The sequence below is a fragment of the Pseudomonas sp. SCB32 genome, from assembly GCF_009189165.1.
GTDB lineage: Bacteria > Pseudomonadota > Gammaproteobacteria > Pseudomonadales > Pseudomonadaceae > Pseudomonas.
Map to the genome: position 1 here is coordinate 451,277 of NZ_CP045118.1, position 16,498 is coordinate 467,774.

14 protein-coding genes are annotated in these 16,498 nt (G+C 65.6%); 9 read left to right on the plus strand and 5 right to left on the minus strand.

Annotation, left to right across the window (positions count from 1 at the left end; translation table 11 throughout):
* The first annotated feature begins 14 nt into the window (after positions 1–14).
* The 3 genes from GA645_RS02120 to GA645_RS02130 all read left to right on the plus strand — a co-directional run bounded on the left by GA645_RS02120 (position 15) and on the right by GA645_RS02130 (position 2,002).
* On the plus strand, positions 15–515 hold the full coding sequence (locus GA645_RS02120; protein ID WP_152219526.1) for a chemotaxis protein CheW: 501 nt from the start codon (positions 15–17) through the stop codon (positions 513–515).
* 6 nt (positions 516–521) lie between these two features.
* The gene (locus GA645_RS02125; RefSeq protein ID WP_152219528.1) at positions 522–1,319 is read left to right on the plus strand and encodes an AraC family transcriptional regulator; all 798 of its coding nucleotides are present in this window, start codon (positions 522–524) and stop codon (positions 1,317–1,319) included.
* 74 nt (positions 1,320–1,393) lie between these two features.
* Positions 1,394–2,002, plus strand: coding sequence for a LysE family transporter (locus GA645_RS02130; protein WP_152219530.1), 609 nt, complete (start codon positions 1,394–1,396; stop codon positions 2,000–2,002).
* 136 nt (positions 2,003–2,138) lie between these two features.
* Here the strand turns inward: GA645_RS02130 and GA645_RS02135 are convergent, their stop codons facing one another.
* Both GA645_RS02135 and GA645_RS02140 read right to left on the minus strand, forming a co-directional pair.
* Entirely contained in the window at positions 2,139–2,858 is a 720-nt protein-coding gene (locus tag GA645_RS02135; RefSeq protein ID WP_152219532.1) for a 16S rRNA (uracil(1498)-N(3))-methyltransferase, read from the minus strand.
* Between the two features lie 65 nt (positions 2,859–2,923).
* Positions 2,924–4,327, minus strand: a complete 1,404-nt coding sequence (locus tag GA645_RS02140) for an adenosylmethionine--8-amino-7-oxononanoate transaminase (RefSeq protein WP_152219535.1) — start codon at positions 4,325–4,327, stop codon at positions 2,924–2,926.
* 191 nt (positions 4,328–4,518) lie between these two features.
* On the opposite strand from GA645_RS02140, the gene GA645_RS02145 reads away from it, so the two are divergent.
* From GA645_RS02145 to GA645_RS02155, 3 genes are all read left to right on the plus strand, one after another.
* The gene (locus GA645_RS02145) at positions 4,519–6,009 is read left to right on the plus strand and encodes a flavin monoamine oxidase family protein (RefSeq protein WP_152219537.1); all 1,491 of its coding nucleotides are present in this window, start codon (positions 4,519–4,521) and stop codon (positions 6,007–6,009) included.
* Between the two features lie 177 nt (positions 6,010–6,186).
* Entirely contained in the window at positions 6,187–6,741 is a 555-nt protein-coding gene (locus tag GA645_RS02150) for a cytochrome b (protein WP_152219539.1), read from the plus strand.
* A 27-nt stretch (positions 6,742–6,768) separates the two neighbouring features.
* Positions 6,769–7,344: a YceI family protein gene (locus GA645_RS02155; protein WP_152219541.1), complete on the plus strand. Its 576-nt coding sequence runs from the start codon at positions 6,769–6,771 to the stop codon at positions 7,342–7,344.
* Positions 7,345–7,539: 195 nt separating this feature from the next.
* Here GA645_RS02155 and GA645_RS02160 read toward each other — a convergent pair whose 3' ends face one another.
* The gene (locus GA645_RS02160; RefSeq protein ID WP_152219543.1) at positions 7,540–7,974 is read right to left on the minus strand and encodes a MarR family winged helix-turn-helix transcriptional regulator; all 435 of its coding nucleotides are present in this window, start codon (positions 7,972–7,974) and stop codon (positions 7,540–7,542) included.
* A gap of 257 nt (positions 7,975–8,231) precedes the next feature.
* Between GA645_RS02160 and mexA the strand changes: the two genes are divergently transcribed.
* Genes mexA through GA645_RS02175 form a run of 3 tightly spaced genes read left to right on the plus strand, consistent with a single transcriptional unit; the run spans position 8,232 to position 13,998 of the window.
* Positions 8,232–9,389: a multidrug efflux RND transporter periplasmic adaptor subunit MexA gene (gene mexA, locus GA645_RS02165; RefSeq protein WP_152219545.1), complete on the plus strand. Its 1,158-nt coding sequence runs from the start codon at positions 8,232–8,234 to the stop codon at positions 9,387–9,389.
* A 15-nt stretch (positions 9,390–9,404) separates the two neighbouring features.
* On the plus strand, positions 9,405–12,548 hold the full coding sequence (locus GA645_RS02170) for an efflux RND transporter permease subunit (RefSeq protein ID WP_152219547.1): 3,144 nt from the start codon (positions 9,405–9,407) through the stop codon (positions 12,546–12,548).
* A 1-nt stretch (position 12,549) separates the two neighbouring features.
* Positions 12,550–13,998, plus strand: coding sequence for an AdeC/AdeK/OprM family multidrug efflux complex outer membrane factor (locus tag GA645_RS02175; RefSeq protein WP_152219549.1), 1,449 nt, complete (start codon positions 12,550–12,552; stop codon positions 13,996–13,998).
* Between the two features lie 113 nt (positions 13,999–14,111).
* Here GA645_RS02175 and GA645_RS02180 read toward each other — a convergent pair whose 3' ends face one another.
* Positions 14,112–14,546: a UPF0158 family protein gene (locus tag GA645_RS02180; RefSeq protein WP_152219551.1), complete on the minus strand. Its 435-nt coding sequence runs from the start codon at positions 14,544–14,546 to the stop codon at positions 14,112–14,114.
* A gap of 100 nt (positions 14,547–14,646) precedes the next feature.
* Positions 14,647–16,224, minus strand: coding sequence for a methyl-accepting chemotaxis protein (locus tag GA645_RS02185; protein ID WP_152219553.1), 1,578 nt, complete (start codon positions 16,222–16,224; stop codon positions 14,647–14,649).
* Positions 16,225–16,498: the final 274 nt, after the last annotated feature.

Here is a 16,498-nt window from a genome sequence, read left to right on the forward strand (position 1 = left end):
GCTGGAGTGGTGCGATGAGTGATCTTTCCGTGGTCAAGGAAGGCGGCCAGCCTGCCGTGGCGGCCAGCGCCGCGCCGGCGACCCTGACCGGCCTGCTGGTGCCGCTGGCCGATCGCAACCTGCTGCTGCCCAACGTGGCGGTGGCCGAGCTGATCACCTACCGCGCGCCGCACCCGGTGGACGGCCTGCCGGCCTGGTACCTGGGCCAGGTGGCCTGGCGCGATCTGCGCCTGCCGCTGCTGTCCTTCGAGGCGGCCTCCGGCGGCCAGGCGGAAGTCGGCGCCGGCGCCCGGGTGCTGGTGCTCAACGCTCTCGGCGGGCGGGCCAACGTCAAGTTCCTGGCCCTGCTGGTGCAGGGTATTCCGCGTTCGCTGAAGGTCGGCGTCGACCTCAAGCGCGCCGACGTGCCGCTGGCGGCGCTGGAGCTGGATGCGGTGGGCCTGGGCGACGAGCAGGCGCGCATTCCCGACCTGGTCGCGCTGGAGCAGATGCTGGCCGACTCCGGCCTGATCTGATCGCCCGTGAGCGGCCTGCGACTCCTGCAGCTGGGTGATCAGCCCGGTTTCGAGGTGGCCAGCGCCACGCTCGGCGGCCATTCCTTCGAGCGCCACAGCCACGACGAATTCGTCATCAGCGCCAACCTGCGTGGCGAGGAGAGCGTCTGGCTGGACGGGCGCACCTTCGACGCCGGCCCTGGCGCCATCACCAGCTACAACCCTGGACAGATCCAGGGCGGCGGAGTCGCCGAAGGCCAGCCCTGGCAGTTCGTCAGCCTCTACATTGCGCCGGATCAGTTGGCCTCGATGCTCGGCCTGCAGCGCCTGGAGTTCGAGCGATCGAGCGAGCGGCCGCCCGCTCTCGCCGGTGCCATGGCCGATGCCGTTGAGCGTGTGCTGGGCGATGACGCCTTCGTCCGCCAGCGCGGAGAGGAGCATCTGACGCTACTGCTGGCCGAGATCGCTCGTGTCATGGGCGTACGCCTGCCGCAGGAGGGTGCCGAGAGTGGCGGTCGGATTATCGAGCTGCAGGACTGGCTGGCCGCCGACCTGGCGCAACAGCCGAGCCTGGACGAGATGGCTGCCTATGCGGGGCTGTCGAAGTATCACCTGTTGCGCAGCTTCCAGAAGCAGGTGGGCTTGAGCCCCCGGCAATGGGCGATGCAACTGCGCACCCGGCGTGCCCAGGCGCTGCTTCGCGCAGGCCTTGCGGCCACTGACGTGGCGCATGAGCTGGGCTTCGCCGACCAGAGCCACCTCAACCGGCACTTCCGCGCGGCCTATGGCGTATCGCCGGGGAGTTTCCAGCGCGCCCTGCGCTGAGCAATCTCGTTCAAGTACGGTGTCCGTTGCCCAGGCAAAATCACGCCATCGCCCTTCTGTTCGAGAACTGATCCATGACCCTGTTCTTCGCCGCACTGCTGTTCGGCATCGTCTTCTGCCTGTCCCCCGGCGCCGTGCTTGCCGAAACCCTGCGCCGTGGTCTCAACGGCGGCTTCCGCCCGGCGCTGCTGGTGCAGTTCGGCTCGCTGATCGGCGATGCCGTCTGGGCGTTGATCGGCCTGACCGGGCTGGCGCTGCTGCTCGGCCATGAGACGCTGCGCCTGCCGCTGACCCTGTCCAGCGCGGCGTACCTGGCGTGGCTGGGCGTGCAGAGCCTGCGCGATGCCCGTCGGGTGGGAGTGGTGGCGGGCGCCGGCGGCGAGCAAAACGCCGGGGCCTTCGCTTCCGGGGCCATGCTGTCGCTGTCGAACCCGAAGAACATTGTCTACTGGGGCGCGCTGGGCGGGGCCATGGCCGGGCTGGTGGAAGGCGTGCCGACGCTGCGGGACTCGCTGGTGTTCTTCGCCGGCTTCATGATGGCATCGGTGCTCTGCTGCTTCTTCTGCGCGGCGCTGGTGGACTGGCTGCGGCGCAACGCTTCGCCGCGCTGGCATCGGGTGAGCCACGCATTGTGCGGTGTGGTGCTGCTGCTACTGGCGGGGCTGGCGTTGCGGGGAATCTGAGGCGCCGGATGTTTCGGCGCTGGACGGTTCGCGAGCAAGCTCGCTCATACAGGTCGCCGGTAAGTACAGTGCGCTTTTCGTAGGGCCGAGGGGGACGCCTAGTTCGTGCTCGCGAACCCGTCATACGCCGAAGCGATTAGAAATCACCCCAAAGCTGCTGCGCCACGCTCAGCGCCACCACTGGCGCGGTCTCGGTCCGCAACACCCGCGGCCCCAGTCGCGCCGCATGGAACCCTGCGGACTTCGCCTGTTCCACTTCCGCATCGCTCAACCCACCCTCGGGGCCAATCAGGAAAGCCAGGCTCTGCGGCTTGTCATGGCTGGTCAGCGGCTCCGCCACCGGGTGCAGCACCAGCTTGAGCTGCGCCTCGCAGCTTTCCAGCCACTCGGCCAGGGTGACCGGCGCATTGAGCACCGGCAGCACCGAGCGGCCGCACTGTTCGCAGGCGCTGATCGCCACCTGGCGCCAGTGGGCCATGCGCTTGTCGGCGCGCTCGTCCTTCAGGCGCACTTCGCAGCGTTCGCTGACGATCGGGGTGATCTCGCTGGCACCCAGTTCGGTGGCTTTCTGGATCGCCCAGTCCATGCGCTCGCCACGGGACAGGCCCTGGCCCAGGTGCACGCGCAGCGGCGATTCGGCCTGGCCGTCGAAGACCTCACGCAGCTCCACGCGGACGTTCTTCTTGCCCACCTCGATCAGCTCGCCCAGGTATTCGCGGCCCGAGCCGTCGAACAGTTGCACGGCGTCGCCGGCCGTGTGCCGCAGCACGCGGCCGATGTAGTGGGCCTGGGCTTCGGGCAGCTCGTGCTGGCCGAGGGAGAGCGGGGCGTCGATGAAGAAGCGGGAGAGGCGCATGGCGTTATCGGTGCAGAAGGGGAAAGCGGCAAGCTTAAAGCTTTCGGCCTGCCGCTTGTAGCCGATCAGCCCGGATCGCGGTGGTCCGGGTGGAAGTTGCTGACGGCCACGCTCACCGCGTCGCGGGTGGCGATGTCGATGCCTTCGCTGGCGACTTCGGCGAGGAAGTCGATCTGCTCGGGGGTGATGATGTACGGCGGCAGGAAGTACACCACGCTGCCCAGCGGGCGCAGGAGTGCGCCGCGCTCCAGGCCATGCTGGAAGACCTTCAGGCCGCGGCGCTCCTGCCACGGGTAGGCGGTTTTCGTGGCCTTGTCCTGGACCATCTCGATGGCGAGGATCATGCCGGTCTGGCGGATTTCCGAGACGTGCGGGTGGTCGGCCAGGTGCACGGTGGCGCTGGCCATCTTCGCCGCCAGGGCCTTGTTGGCCTCGATGACGTTGTCCTGCTCGAAGATGTCCAGGGTCGCCAGGGCGGCGGCGCAGGCCAGCGGGTTGCCGGTGTAGGTGTGCGAGTGGAGGAAGGCGCGCAGGGTGGAATAGTCGTCGTAGAACGCCTGGTAGACCTTGTCGGTGGTGAGCACCGCGCTCATCGCCAGGTAGCCGCCGGTCAGCGCCTTGGAGAGCACCAGGAAGTCCGGGGTGATGCCGGCCTGCTCGCAGGCGAACATGGTGCCGGTGCGGCCGAAGCCCACGGCGATCTCGTCGTGGATCAGGTGCACGTCGTAGCGGTCGCAGGCCTCGCGCAGCAGCTTGAGATAGATCGGGTGGTACATGCGCATGCCGCCGGCGCCTTGCACCAGAGGTTCGACGATGACTGCCGCAACCTCTTTATGGTGCTGCTCCAGCGCCTGCTCCATGGCGGCGAACATGGTCCGCGAGTGTTCTTCCCAGCTCACCCCCTCGGGGCGCAGGTAGCAGTCGGGGGTCGGCACCTTGATGGTGTCCATCAGCAGCGACTTGTAGGTCTCGGTGAACAGCGCCACGTCGCCCACCGACATCGCCGCCACGGTCTCGCCGTGGTAGCTGTTGGTCAGGGTGATGAAGCGCTTCTTCTCCGGCTGGCCGAGGTTGTGCCAGTAGTGGTAGCTCATCTTCAGCGCCACTTCGATGCCGGCCGAGCCGCTGTCGGCGTAGAACACCCGGGAGAATCCGGCCGGGGCCAGGCGCAGCAGGCGCTCGGACAGCTCGATTACCGGCTGGTGGCTGAAGCCGGCGAGGATCACGTGCTCCAGCTGGTCCACCTGGTCCTTGATGCGCTGGTTGATGCGCGGGTTGGCGTGGCCGAAGACGTTGACCCACCAGGAGCTGACCGCATCCAGGTAGCGCTTGCCTTCGAAGTCCTCCAGCCAGATGCCTTCGCCGCGGCGGATCGGGATCACCGGCAGGCGCTCGTGGTCTTTCATCTGGGTGCAGGGGTGCCATAGCACCTGGAGATCGCGCTGCATCCACTCGGCATTCAGGCCCATGGGGCTGCTCCTTATCTGTCTGGTCGTCTGGCTGGCGGCTTGAGAGGGGTCGGCCAAGCCTATGCAATGCACCTGAGATGAACAAGGACAGGTCCTACGACACATACCGTTGATTGCCGACCAAGATGGCTATCCGCCCTTCAGGCGCTGACGTATGCTTCGCGCTTTTGCACCTTTTGGGGAACTTGGCGATGAAGAAGGGATGGCTGCGCGCTGCCGCGTTGCTTGCTCTGGGGGTGTTCAGCGTTGTGGCGCTGGGCAAGGACAAACAGCCGACGGCCATCGTGGTGGGCGCCGGACTCGCGGGTCTGTCTGCGGCCTATGAACTGCAACAGGCCGGCTGGCAGGTCACCGTGCTGGAGGCCAAGCCGCAGGTGGGTGGGCGCTCGGGCCTGGCCACCAGCGAGTGGATCGGCAACGCCAAGGTGCAGCCGACACTGAACGGTTACCTGGATACCCTGAAGATCAAGTCCGTTCCGGCCCCCGAGTTCGTGCGTACGCCGAGTTACCTGATCGATGGCGTGTACTACTCCAGCAGCGACCTGAAGCAGAAGATGCCGGCCGTTGCCGCGGATCTGGAGCGCTTCGAGAAGTCGCTGGACGAGCTGGCCGCCTCCATCGAGGACCCGCTCAACCCGCTGGCGAGCAAGACCCTGTTCGCCCTTGACCAGATGAACGCCGCGCGCTGGTTGGACAAGCTGAACCTGTCGCCGACCGCGCGCCTGCTGGTCAACCAGCGCATCCGTTCGCGCTATGACGAGCCGTCGCGCCTGTCGCTGCTGTACCTCGCCCAGCAGGGCCGCGTGTACCGCAACGTCGATGACCGCGACCTGCGCGCTGCGCGCCTGCCGGGTGGCAGCCAGGTGCTGGCGCAGGGCTTCGTCAAGCAGCTCAAGACCATCAAGACCAACGCCAAGGTCACCTCGATCACCCAGGACAAGGACGGCGTGACCGTCAAGGTCGGCCCCACCGGCTACAGCGCCGACTACCTGGTGCTGGCCGTGCCGCTGCGCGCGCTGGGCAACATCCAGATGACCCCGGGCCTGAACGAGAAGCAGCAGGCCGCGCTGAAGGGCACCAACTACGGTTGGCGCGACCAGATCCTGATGAAGTTCAAGCGTCCGGTATGGGACGATAAGACCCGCCTGTCCGGCGAGATCTTCAGCGACCAGGGCCTGGGCATGATCTGGGTCGAGCCTGCGACCAAGGGCGGCGCCAACGTGCTGATCAACCTGTCCGGTGACAACGCCCGCCTGATGCAGGCTTTTGGCGACCGTCAGCTGTCGGAACAGGTGCTGATCCGCATGAACAAGTACTACCCGAAGATGCGTGGCGCGTACGACGGCTATGAAATGCGTCGCTACAGCATCGACGCCGGCACCGGCGGCTCCTACCTGGCCTACGGTCCGGGTCAGATCAGCCGCTTCTGGCGTGTCTGGGAAACCCCGGTGTCCCGCGTCGCCTTCGCCGGCGAGCACACCGACGCGCTCTATCCGGGTACCCTGGAAGGCGCCCTGCGCAGCGGCAAGCGCGCCGCCAGCCAGGTCCGCGACCTGCAGGTCGGCAAGACCCCGGCGCTCGAAGGCAAGATGCCAGTGGCCGACAGCAAGCCCGCCGCTGGCGAGGCTCCGGCCGCTGCCAAGGGTGAGAAGAAGGGCGTTCTGTCCTGGCTGCCGTTCTGACCTGATCCGTTCTGCACACAATGCCGGCTAAAGCCGGCATTGTTGTTTTCGGGCGCTGGTTCGCCCGTTTCACTGGCGATCTATCTTGTGAATCGATGTTTCAAAGCAGGATTTTCCGCTTTTATTCGATGGATTTGCCGCTAGTCTTGAGCCTCCATTTTTCAAGGATGTGGATCGATGCAATGGCGTAATTCCCCCGCACGCTACGGACTGGTCAGCCTGTTCATGCACTGGGGCAGTGCGCTGGTGGTCTTCGGCCTGTTCGGCCTGGGCCTGTGGATGCGTGAGCTGGACTACTACGACAGCTGGTACCACCGGGCTCCGGAAATCCACAAAGGCATCGGCATCCTGCTGCTCATCGCCCTGGTTCTGCGCGTGTTCTGGCGCTTCGTCAGCCCGCCGCCGCCGGCGCCGGCCAGCCATGGCTCGATGACCCGCCTGGCCACCAGGCTGGGGCACCTCGCCCTGTATGGCCTGCTGTTCGCCGTGATGATCGCCGGCTACCTGATCTCCACCGCCGAAGGCAAGCCGATCAGCGTATTCGGCTGGTTCGACGTGCCTGCCACCCTGAGCGGCCTGCCTGACCAGGCCGACGTCGCGGGCGCCATCCACCTCTACCTGGCCTGGGCGCTGGTGGTACTGGCCGTGCTGCACGCCCTGGCGGCCCTCAAGCATCACTTCATCGATCGCGACGCCACGCTGACGCGTATGCTCGGCCGCGCCGCGAAGTAAAAAACTCACTCATAGGGAGATTGTTCAATGTTGAAGAAGACCTTCGCCGCGCTGGCTCTGGGGACTGCGTTGTTCTCCGCCGGCCAGGCCATGGCCGCGGATTACAAGATCGACAAGGAAGGCCAGCACGCCTTCATCGAGTTCCGCATCAAGCACCTGGGCTACAGCTGGCTGTATGGCCGCTTCGACGACTTCGGCGGTGATTTCACCTTCGACGAGAAGAACCCGGCGGCCGACAAGGTCAAGGTGACCATCAACACCAACAGCGTGAACTCCAACCACGCCGAGCGTGACAAGCACCTGCGCAGCGCGGACTTCCTCAACGTGTCGAAGAACCCGACCGCGACCTTCGAGTCCACCGCTGTGAAGGCCGATGGCAAGAACGCCGAAATCACCGGCAACCTGACCCTGAACGGCGTGACCAAGCCGGTCACCATCAAGGCCGAGCTGGTTGGCCAGGGCGACGATCCGTGGGGCGGCTACCGTGCCGGCTTCCACGGCACCACCACCCTCAAGCTGAAGGACTTCAACATTCAGCGCGACCTTGGCCCGGCTTCCCAGGAAGTGGAGCTGACCCTGTCGGTCGAAGGGGTGCGTCAGTAAGACGCGAGACTGCGAAAACGCCGGCGGATGCCGGCGTTTTCGTTTGTGCGGCTCAGAGCCTGTTTACGATCTGGCGAGCTAGAGCCGTAGTAGGCGAGAAGCGCCCGAAGAGCGGAGTTTACGTGCTGTAAATGAGCATCTGAGGGCGCTTTTCAACGCCCTACGGCTGACGCGCAGCAGATCGTAAACAGCTTCTTACTCCGGGCGGCCTGTCAGGCACTGTTGGAGCAGACGGCTGAGCATCTGTTGCTGGGTGTCGTCGAGCGGCGCGAACAGATCGTCATGAGTTTGTGCGAGGATGGCTTGGGTGCGCGCTTCGATGGTCCAGCCGGCCTCGGTGAGGAATAGCTGGAAGCTGCGTTGATCTTCGGGATTGCGCTCGCGGCGGACCAGCCCGAGCTCTTCCATCTCGCGAATCTTGCGGGTGACCAGCGCCTTGTCGCGGCACAGTTTTCGCCCCAGGCTCTGCAGGCTCTGGCCGGCATCGGCGCCGATCAGTTCGAGCAGGCGGATGTCCGGCGGCGCGAGGTCGATACCCTCGGCGCACAACTTGTCCTGGATGCGTTCGCGCAGGTAGTCGAAAACCTGCATCAGGGCTTGTGGCAGCTCGGGATTCACGGTGTGGGTCATCGGTGCGGTCACGGTAAACGGAATGTAAATTCGGTTGATTGGATCAACCATTTTTCTTATTTTAGTTGATGTTATCAACTTTGTGCTGTCAGACCTCCGCCTTGCGGGAAATCTACTGCGAATTCGGCAAATGGCTAAATCGTTTCAGTAGGTTTCCTTCAGGGCTTTCGGACGTTTACAAACAGAATTGAATGTAAGTATTTTTGCCAGCTTTTCCGGACCGCCACGCCGGATGCTTTGCTCACGAGGACAACGATATGCAACGAAAGCCAGCCATGCGCGCCCTGGTTCCGGCCCTGCTCGTCGCCATGGCCACCCTTGCCGGCTGTGACAAGAGCCAGGCTCCGCAGGAGAAGCCGATCCCCGAAGTCGGGGTGGTGACCCTGCAGCCGCAGGAGGTCGCCTTGAGCACCGAGCTGCCCGGCCGCACAACTGCCTATCGCATCGCCGAGGTTCGCCCGCAGGTGAACGGCATCATCCTCAAGCGCCTGTTCAAGGAAGGCAGCGACGTCAAGGAAGGCCAGCAGCTGTACCAGATCGATCCGGCCACCTACGACGCCACCCTGCAAAGTGCCGAGGCCAACCTGGTCTCCACCCAGCAGCAGGCCGAGCGCTACAAGGAGCTGGTGAAGGACGAGGCGGTGAGCAAGCAGCAGTACGCCGATGCCCAGGCTGCCTACCTCCAGGCCAAGGCCACGGTGGACAACGCCAAGATCAACGTGCGCTACACCAAGGTCTACTCGCCGATCTCCGGTCGTATCGGCCGCTCCTCGGTCACAGAGGGCGCGCTGGTGCAGAACGGCCAGGCCACCGCGATGGCGACCGTGCAGCAGCTGGACCCGATCTATGTCGACGTGACCCAGCCCACCACCTCGCTGATCCGCCTGCGCCGCGAGCTGGCCGCAGGGCAACTGGAGAAGGCCGGCGACAACGCGGCCAAGGTCAAGCTGTACCTGGAGGACGGCTCCGAGTACCCGATCGAGGGCAAGCTGGAGTTCTCCGAGGTTTCGGTCGACCAGGGCACCGGCTCGGTCACCGTGCGCGCGATCTTCCCCAACCCGAACAAGGAGTTGCTGCCGGGCATGTTCGTCCATGCGCAGCTGCAGGAAGGCGTGAAGAAGCAGGCCATCCTCGCGCCGCAGCAAGGCGTGACCCGTGATTTCCGTGGCCAGGCCACTGCGCTGGTGCTGGGTAACGGCGACAAGGTCGAGCAGCGCACTCTCAAGGCCGAGCGCACCGTCGGTGCCTACTGGCTGGTCACCGACGGCCTGAAGCCCGGTGACCGACTGATCACCGAAGGCCTGCAGTTCGTCCAGCCGGGCGTCCAGGCCAAGGCCGTACCCGCGAAGAACGTGGCGCCCACCGCTGGGGCCGCCGAGCAACCCGCCGCCGCGCAACCGGCCAAGCAGGGTTAATCAAGGGGATTCGTAATGTCGAAGTTTTTCATTGACCGGCCGATCTTCGCCTGGGTGATCGCCCTGGTGATCATGCTGGCGGGCGGTCTGTCGATCCTCAAGCTGCCGGTAAACCAGTACCCGGCCATCGCGCCGCCGGCCATCGCCATTCAGGTCGCCTACCCGGGCGCCTCCGCCGAAACGGTGCAGGACACCGTGGTGCAGGTGATCGAGCAGCAGATGAACGGTCTCGACCATCTGCGCTACATCTCCTCGGAAAGTAACTCCGACGGCAGCATGACCATCACCGTGACCTTCGACCAGGGCACCAGCCCCGACATCGCCCAGGTCCAGGTGCAGAACAAGCTGCAGCTGGCCACGCCGCTCCTGCCGCAGGAAGTGCAGCAGCAGGGCATCCGCGTGACCAAGGCGGTGAAGAACTTCCTGATGGTGGTTGGCGTCGTCTCCAAAGACGGCAGCATGACCCGGGAAGACCTGTCGAACTATATCGTCTCCAACCTCCAGGACCCGCTGTCGCGGACCACCGGTGTGGGTGACTTCCAGGTGTTCGGTTCGCAGTACGCCATGCGCATCTGGCTCGACCCGGCCAAGCTCAACAGCTACCAGATGACCCCGGGTGACGTGCGTACGGCGATCCAGGCGCAGAACGTGCAGATTTCCTCCGGCCAGCTGGGCGGTCTGCCCGCGGTCAAGGGCCAGCAGCTCAACGCCACCATCATCGGCAAGACCCGCCTGCAGAACGCAGAGCAGTTCAAGGAAATCCTCCTCAAGGTCAACGCCGACGGTTCCCAGGTGCGCCTGAAGGACGTCGCCGACGTGACCCTGGGCGGCCAGGACTACAGCATCAACGCCCAGTTCAACGGCAAGCCGGCCTCGGGTATCGCGATCAAGCTGGCCACCGGCGCCAACGCGCTGGACACTGCCAAGGCGATCCGCGCCACGCTGTCCTCGCTGGAGCCGTTCTTCCCGCAGGGCATGCAGATCGTCTACCCGTACGACACTACCCCGGTGGTTTCCGCCTCCATCCATGAGGTGGTGAAGACCCTGGGTGAAGCGATCCTGCTGGTATTCCTGGTGATGTACCTGTTCCTGCAGAACTTCCGCGCCACGCTGATCCCGACGATCGCGGTGCCGGTGGTCCTGCTGGGCACCTTCGGCGTGCTCGCCGCCTTCGGCTTCTCGATCAACACCCTGACTATGTTCGGCATGGTGCTGGCGATCGGCCTGTTGGTGGACGACGCCATCGTCGTGGTGGAAAACGTCGAGCGGGTGATGGCCGAGGACGGCCTGTCGCCCAGGGAAGCGGCGCGCAAGTCCATGGGCCAGATCCAGGGCGCGCTGGTCGGTATCGCCCTGGTGCTGTCGGCGGTGTTCCTGCCGATGGCGTTCTTCGGTGGTTCCACCGGGGTGATCTACCGCCAGTTCTCCATCACCATCGTCTCGGCCATGGCCCTGTCGGTGCTGGTGGCCCTGGTACTGACCCCCGCGCTCTGCGCCACCATGCTCAAGCCCATCGAGAAGGGCGATCACGGCGAGCACAAGCGCGGCTTCTTCGGCTGGTTCAACCGCGCCTTCATCTCCACCACCCATGGCTATGAGCGCGGCGTTTCGTCGATCCTCAAGCACCGCTTCCCGTACCTGCTGATGTATGTCCTGATCCTCGGCGGCATGGTCTACCTGTTCTCCCGCATCCCCACCGCGTTCCTTCCCGACGAGGACCAGGGCGTGCTGTTCGCCCAGGTGCAGACGCCGGCCGGCTCGTCCGCCGAGCGCACCCAGGTGGTGGTGGACGCCATGCGTGAGTACCTGCTGGACAAGGAAAGCAGCTCGGTGGCCTCGGTGTTCACCGTGACCGGCTTCAACTTCGCCGGCCGTGGCCAGAGTTCGGGCCTGGCGTTCATCATGCTCAAGCCCTGGGAAGAGCGTCCGGGGGCGGAGAACAATGTGTTTGCCCTGGCCCAGCGTGCCCAGAAGCACTTCTTCAGCTTCAAGGATGCGATGGTGTTCGCCTTCGCCCCGCCGGCGGTACTCGAACTGGGTAACGCCGTGGGCTTCGACATCTATCTCCAGGACCAGGCCGGCGTGGGGCACGACGTGCTGATGCAGGCGCGCAACCAGTTCCTCGGCCTGGCGGCGAAGCACCCGGCGCTGCAGCGCGTGCGTCCCAACGGCCTGAACGACGAGCCGCAGTACAAGCTGCTGATCGATGACGAGAAGGCCAGCGCACTGGGTGTTTCGCTGGCCGATATCAACAGCACCCTTTCCATCGCCTGGGGTTCGAACTACGTCAACGACTTCATCGACCGGGGCCGGGTGAAGAAGGTCTACCTGCAGGGCCAGCCGAATGCGCGGATGAGCCCGGAAGACCTGGACAAGTGGTACGTGCGCAACGACAAGGGCGAGATGGTGCCGTTCAGCGCCTTCGCTACCGGCGAGTGGAGCTATGGCTCGCCGAAGCTGGCGCGCTACAACGGCGTGCCGGCCATGGAAATCCTCGGTGAGCCGGCCCCGGGCCGCAGTACCGGTGAGGCCATGGCCGCGGTCGAGGAGATCGTCCAGCAATTGCCCAAGGGCGTTGGTTACGCCTGGACCGGCTTGTCCTACGAGGAACGGCTGTCCGGCTCCCAGGCCCCTGCGCTCTACGCCCTGTCGCTGATCGTGGTGTTCCTCTGCCTGGCGGCCCTGTACGAGAGCTGGTCGATTCCGTTCTCGGTGATGCTGGTGGTGCCGCTGGGTGTGATCGGCGCACTCTTGGCGACCTCCATGCGCGGCCTGTCTAATGACGTGTTCTTCCAGGTGGGCCTGTTGACCACCATCGGGCTGTCGGCGAAGAACGCGATCCTCATCGTGGAATTCGCCAAGGAACTGCACGAGCGAGAGGGCAAGCACATCGTCGAGGCGGCCATCGAGGCGTGCCGGATGCGTCTGCGTCCGATCGTCATGACCTCCCTGGCGTTCATCCTCGGCGTGGTGCCGCTGGCGATTTCCTCCGGCGCAGGCTCGGGCAGCCAGCACGCGATTGGTACCGGCGTAATCGGCGGCATGGTCACGGCGACCGTCCTGGCGATCTTCTGGGTACCGTTGTTCTATGTGGTGGTGAGCACTCTGTTCAAGGACGCAGCGTCCAAGGAACAGGAAGCCACCGAGAAAGGGCATTGATATGAGAAAGTCCCTATTGTCCCTCGCGATCGCCGCCGGTGTGTTGTCCGGCTGCTCGCTGATCCCCGACTACGAGCGCCCCGAGGCGCCCGTGGCCGCGGCCTACCCGCAGGGCGAAGCCTACGAGGCGGCGAAACCGGCGAATGCCGGCGCCGACATCGGCTGGCGCGAGTTCTTCAAGGACCCGCAGCTGCAGCGCCTGATCGAAGTGTCGCTGGAAAACAACCGCGACCTGCGCGTCGCCGCGCTGAACATCGAGGCCTACCGGGCGCAGTACCGCATTCAGCGGGCCGATCTGTTCCCGGCGGTGGATGCCAGTGTCAGCGGTTCGCGCCAGCATGTGCCGGGCGCCCTGTCGCAGACCGGCCATTCGACGATCACCAGCGAGTACGGCGCGACCCTGGGCGTCACCGCCTGGGAGATCGACCTGTTCGGCCGCCTGCGTGCCCTGCGCGACCAGGCGCTGGAAACCTACTTCGCCAGCGAGCAGGCGCGCCGCAGCACCCAGACCAGCCTGGTGGCCAACGTCGCCAACGCCTATCTGACGCTGCGCTCCGACCAGGCCCAGCTGGAACTGGCGCGCAGTACCCTGGCCACCTACCAGAAGAGCTACGACCTGACCAAGCGCAGCTACGAGGTGGGTGCCGCCTCGGCGCTGGACCTGGCCCAGTCGCAGACTTCGGTGGAGCGCGCGCGTGCGGGCTCGACGCAGTACACCCGCCTGGTCGCCCAGGACCAGAATGCCCTGGTATTGCTGCTGGGCTCCGGCCTGCCGGCCGACCTGCCCAAGGGGCGCGAGCTGTCCGACGACCTGCTGGCCACCGTGCCGGCGGGCCTGCCGTCCGATCTGCTGCAGCGTCGTCCGGACATCATTCAGGCCGAGCACCAGCTCAAGGCCGCCAACGCCAATATCGGCGCGGCGCGCGCGGCATTCTTCCCGCGCATCAGCCTGACCGCCAACGCCGGCAGCTTGAGCCCGGATCTTTCCGGCCTGTTCGATTCCGGTTCCGGCAGCTGGCTGTTCCAGCCGTCCATCAGCCTGCCGATCTTCAACGCCGGCTCCCTGCAGGCGAGCCTGGACCTGGCCAAGGTGCAGAAGGACATCAATGTGGCGCAGTACGAGAAGACCATCCAGACGGCCTTCTCCGAAGTCGCCGACGGCCTCGCCGCCCGTGGCACCTTCGGCGAGCAGCTGCAGGCGCAGCGTGCGTTGGTCGCCGCCAGCGACAAGTACTACCAGCTGGCCAACCATCGCTACCGCACCGGGGTTGATAACTACCTGACCCTGCTCGATGCGCAGCGCTCGCTCTACGCCGCCCAGCAGCAGCTGATCAGCGATCGACTGAACCAGCTGACCAGCGAGGTGAACCTGTACAAGGCCCTCGGCGGCGGCTGGAGCGAAAGCGCGGCGCAAGCCAAGCCGATCAAGGACGAGGCGCCGCAAGGCTGATCGTTCTGGATTGGGAAATGAAAACGCCGCCCTTCGGGGCGGCGTTTTTGTTTATGCGGTGGAGTCAGCCTGTAGGAGCGGGCCATGCCCGCGATCGCGCCCATGGGGCGCTCCTACAGGGGCGCGCCAATACTGCGCCCCGCGGGATGGATATGGTTGTCCGCCAGCCAGTCCAGCGCACACTCGCGCAGGCGCTCGGCCTGGTACGCATTCCAGGCCTGCAACAGCTCGGGATATCCCATCAGCACGTGACGGAAGGCCTTGAACGGCTTGCGCCCCTCGATGGCATTGGCCAGGGCGGAGTAGGCGTGGGGGTCGGGTACGTCGCGCAGGAAATTGCGCATCAGGTCCAGCGACTGGCCGCTGCTCAGCGGCTCGATGGGCAGCAGGCGCTCCGGTTCGCGGTGCAGCAATTCGGCCAGCTCGGGGTCGGGATCGTCTTCGGGAATCAGCAGCACCTGGCCGCTGAGCAGGTCCAGGTAGTGGTCGATCCCTTGGGTATCGAGCGCGAAGGCCAGTTCGTCGAGGTCGATGGTCAGCGGGCGCATGGTCTCTCTCCCAAAGTGGCGAGTCACTGATCCTACGCCATGCCCATGACAACTGTCCTGCCGTTGCTGGTCGGCGCGGGAGCACCGACCGGTTCGACGGTCACAGGCGGAAGCGGCCTACCTGCAGCTGCAGTTCATTGCCCAGACGTGCCAGTTCGGTGCTGGAGCCGGCAGTCTGCTCGCTGGCGGCGGCGGACTGCTCGGCGATCTCGCGCACCTGCACCACGCTGCGGTTGATCTCCTCGGCCACGCTGCTCTGCTGTTCGGCGGCGGAGGCGATCTGCAGGTTCATGCCCTGGATGTCGGCCACGGCGCGGGCGATCTCGCCCAGTGCCTCGCCCGCGCGGCGGGTCAATTCCACCGAGCTGCCGGTCAGCCGGCGGCTGCCGTCCATGCGCTGCGCCGCGTCCTGGGCGCCGCGCTGCAGGGCGGCGATCAGGCCCTCGATCTCTTCGGTAGACTGCTGCGTGCGCTTTGCCAGGCCGCGCACTTCGTCGGCCACCACGGCGAAACCACGCCCGGCGTCGCCAGCGCGGGCGGCCTCGATGGCAGCGTTGAGCGCCAGCAGGTTGGTCTGCTCGGCCACCGACTTGATCACATCCAGTACGCTGCCGATCTTGTCGCTTTCCTGGCGCAACGACTCCATGGCCTCGGCGGAACGATCCACCTCGCTGGCCAGGCGGTCGATCTGCGCCACCGCGTCGCGCACCACCTGGTCGCCCTGGCGTGCCTGCTGGTCCGCTTGCTGAGCAGCCAGGGAGGCCTGTTCGGCATTGCGCGCGACTTCCTGCACAGTGGCGGCCATCTCGTGGATGGCGCTGGCCACCTGTTCGGTTTCCACCCGCTGGGCGTTCACCCCGGCGCGGGTCTGCTCAGTGACCGCCGAGAGCTCGTCGGCCGCCGTGGCCAGCTGGCCGACGCTGCCGCCGAGCTGGCCGATCAATAGGGCCAGGTTCTCGCGCATACGCATCATGACCCGTTGCAACTGCCCCAGCTCGTCGGGACGGTGCAGGTTCAGTTCGCGCGCCAGGCCCCGCGACAGGTCACCCTGAGCGATGTGCTCGGCCAGCTCCAGCGCTTCGTGGAGCGGGCGGACGATCTGGCGGTTGATGGCCCAGCCGGACAGCAGGCCGAAAGCCAGGGCAAGGACCGCGATGAAGATCAGGCGGGTCTTGGCGGCGGCGGTTTCATCCGTGTTGCGCTGCAGCGTGTCGCTGTACAGCCGGGTGCTGGCGCTGAGCATCGCCTGGCTGGCGACGTCCAGGGCCTGGCGCGCCTGCTGCGTGGCGGTGACGCCGGAGCGGGTCAGGCCATTGAAGGCCTCGCGGTAATTGGCCACCGCCTGGCGCACCGCATTCAGCTGCGCTGCGTCGACGTCGCTGTCGTTCAGGCGTCGCTCGATCAGCTCCAGCATCTTCGTGCTGTGCTGCTCGACCCGCTCGGCCTGGGCGCGGTCGCCACCCAGTTCGAATTGCAGACGGGCGAGGTTGGCTTGCTGGCTGAGACTGCTCAGTTCGGTGATGGTCGCCAGTTGCTCGCCGCGCCCGGCTTGGTTGTCCAGGCTGCGCAGGCCGCCGAGCAGGACCAGCAGCGTGAGGAACAGAAGGATGCCGAAACCCACCACCAGCTTGAGGCTGACGTTCAGACGTCCCAGCTGGACTACTAACCAATCGTACATGTCGAAAGCTCCAGAAAGGCTTCGCCACGGGATCGACGGCCCGAGGCAGGGAGGATCGGTTGGGGGGCGGGTGAGGCGGATTTTCTCGGGACGCATCTGTGTGCGTCAGAGGGTATCGGCGGCTAATTCGGAAACTAAAGGTGAAAAATGGTCACGATTTGCTCTTTTGGAGATAGGCCCGCTCCTACAGGGTGCTGTGTAGTGTTGGCTTCGTAGTTACGTAGGATGGGTGGAGCTTGCGATACCCACCAGAAGTGTTCGCGCGGGAAGCGAT